The 2,147-nt window shown below is 48.8% G+C and carries 12 tRNA genes and 2 rRNA genes; all 14 read left to right on the plus strand.

What is annotated here, in order from left to right:
- Nucleotides 1-622 (plus strand): 23S ribosomal RNA (locus tag I567_RS11660); the annotation flags it as partial.
- 64 nt (nt 623-686) lie between these two features.
- Nucleotides 687-802 (plus strand): 5S ribosomal RNA (rrf, locus tag I567_RS11665).
- A gap of 5 nt (nt 803-807) precedes the next feature.
- Nucleotides 808-881, plus strand: a tRNA-Asn gene (locus I567_RS11670).
- Between the two features lie 41 nt (nt 882-922).
- Nucleotides 923-1,012 (plus strand) — tRNA-Ser (locus I567_RS11675).
- A 12-nt stretch (nt 1,013-1,024) separates the two neighbouring features.
- Nucleotides 1,025-1,096: transfer RNA gene (locus tag I567_RS11680), tRNA-Glu, on the plus strand.
- A gap of 3 nt (nt 1,097-1,099) precedes the next feature.
- Nucleotides 1,100-1,172: transfer RNA gene (locus I567_RS11685), tRNA-Val, on the plus strand.
- Between the two features lie 5 nt (nt 1,173-1,177).
- Nucleotides 1,178-1,253: transfer RNA gene (locus tag I567_RS11690), tRNA-Asp, on the plus strand.
- A gap of 18 nt (nt 1,254-1,271) precedes the next feature.
- Nucleotides 1,272-1,347 (plus strand) — tRNA-Phe (locus I567_RS11695).
- A 2-nt stretch (nt 1,348-1,349) separates the two neighbouring features.
- Nucleotides 1,350-1,430, plus strand: a tRNA-Tyr gene (locus tag I567_RS11700).
- 5 nt (nt 1,431-1,435) lie between these two features.
- Nucleotides 1,436-1,509 (plus strand) — tRNA-Trp (locus tag I567_RS11705).
- Between the two features lie 2 nt (nt 1,510-1,511).
- Nucleotides 1,512-1,584 (plus strand) — tRNA-His (locus I567_RS11710).
- Between the two features lie 7 nt (nt 1,585-1,591).
- Nucleotides 1,592-1,663: transfer RNA gene (locus I567_RS11715), tRNA-Gln, on the plus strand.
- 16 nt (nt 1,664-1,679) lie between these two features.
- Nucleotides 1,680-1,750 (plus strand) — tRNA-Cys (locus tag I567_RS11720).
- 5 nt (nt 1,751-1,755) lie between these two features.
- Nucleotides 1,756-1,840 (plus strand) — tRNA-Leu (locus I567_RS11725).
- Nucleotides 1,841-2,147: the final 307 nt, after the last annotated feature.

Genomic DNA, 2,147 nt, shown 5'->3' on the forward strand with positions numbered 1-2,147 from the left:
GGCGCCCAAAGGTTCCCTCAGAATGGTTGGAAATCATTCGCAGAGTGTAAAGGCAGAAGGGAGCTTGACTGCGAGAGCTACAACTCGAGCAGGGACGAAAGTCGGGCTTAGTGATCCGGTGGTTCCGCATGGAAGGGCCATCGCTCAACGGATAAAAGCTACCCTGGGGATAACAGGCTTATCTCCCCCAAGAGTCCACATCGACGGGGAGGTTTGGCACCTCGATGTCGGCTCGTCGCATCCTGGGGCTGTAGTCGGTCCCAAGGGTTGGGCTGTTCGCCCATTAAAGCGGCACGCGAGCTGGGTTCAGAACGTCGTGAGACAGTTCGGTCCCTATCCGTCGCGGGCGTTGGAAATTTGAGAGGAGCTGTCCTTAGTACGAGAGGACCGGGATGGACTTACCGCTGGTGTACCAGTTGTCTCGCCAGAGGCATCGCTGGGTAGCTATGTAGGGAAGGGATAAACGCTGAAAGCATCTAAGTGTGAAGCCCACCTCAAGATGAGATTTCCCATTTCTTTAAGAAAGTAAGATCCCTGAAAGATGATCAGGTAGATAGGTCAGAAGTGGAAGTATAGTGATATATGGAGCGGACTGATACTAATCGATCGAGGACTTAACCAAAATGACTCGGAAAGTAGTACTTTTCAATGCCAGTTTTGAGTGAATAAATCACTCAGTAAAATAGTGTGGTGGCGATAGCAAGAAGGATACACCTGTTCCCATGCCGAACACAGAAGTTAAGCTTCTTAGCGCCGATAGTAGTTGGGGGTTTCCCCCTGTGAGGGTAGGACGTCGCCACGCTTCATTCCGGCATAGCTCAGTTGGTAGTAGCGCATGACTGTTAATCATGATGTCGTAGGTTCGAGTCCTACTGCCGGAGTATCTCATTGAGAGAGAAAGAGTATTGCGCTCTTTTTGCCTGGAGAGTTGTCCGAGAGGCCGAAGGAGCATGATTGGAAATCATGTAGATGGTTAATAACTGTCTCAAGGGTTCAAATCCCTTACTCTCCGTTTTTTAATATTGGTCCGTTGGTCAAGTGGTTAAGACACCGCCCTTTCACGGCGGTAACACGGGTTCGAATCCCGTACGGATCATTTGGAGGTTTAGCTCAGCTGGGAGAGCATCTGCCTTACAAGCAGAGGGTCAGCGGTTCGATCCCGTTAACCTCCATTGTCGGTTCCGTGGTGTAGGGGTTAACATGCCTGCCTGTCACGCAGGAGATCGCGGGTTCAAATCCCGTCGGGACCGCCATTATTAATTAAATATTGTGGCTCGGTAGCTCAGTTGGTAGAGCAATGGATTGAAGCTCCATGTGTCGGCAGTTCGATTCTGTCCCGCGCCACCATCGGAGGAGTAGCGAAGTGGCTAAACGCGGCGGACTGTAAATCCGTTCCTTTTGGTTCAGTGGTTCGAATCCACTCTCCTCCATTTATAGGGGCATAGTTTAAAGGTAGAACAGCGGTCTCCAAAACCGTTAGTGTGGGTTCAATTCCTGCTGCCCCTGCCATGGCGAATGTGGCGAAGTGGTTAACGCACCGGATTGTGGCTCCGGCATTCGTGAGTTCGATTCTCATCATTCGCCCTTTTATTGGGGTATAGCCAAGCGGTAAGGCAAGGGACTTTGACTCCCTCATGCGTTGGTTCGAATCCAGCTACCCCAGTTAGTAAAACATATATGGCGGTATAGCCAAGTGGTAAGGCAGAGGTCTGCAAAACCTTCATCACCGGTTCAAATCCGGTTACCGCCTTATATGCCGGCGTGGCGGAATTGGCAGACGCGCTGGACTCAAAATCCAGTGCCCGTTGAGGGCGTGCCGGTTCGACCCCGGCCGCCGGTATTAGAGACAAGATTAAATGCTTGTCTTTTTTTTTGCTCTAATTTATACGTTTATGCGATTTTTTGTCAAGAAACCTTATTGAGGGTTACTAACAGTTTCAGAAGATAAGAGAGTGCGTACTGCGAAACAGAAAGGAAAAGGTATGTAGCTACAGATACGATTAGGTATATTTTCTTTTTAAATCAACTTAGCATGTTCAGTGGAAAAAAATAGACGGATATTCTCTATAAAGAAAATATCTCGTCTATGTATCATTTGTATAAAACCCATAGATGTGCAGCTTCGTTTTGCAATTCTTCAGGTGTAA

Source organism: Enterococcus cecorum DSM 20682 = ATCC 43198, from assembly GCF_000407565.1.
Taxonomy (GTDB): Bacteria; Bacillota; Bacilli; order Lactobacillales; family Enterococcaceae; genus Enterococcus_E; species Enterococcus_E cecorum.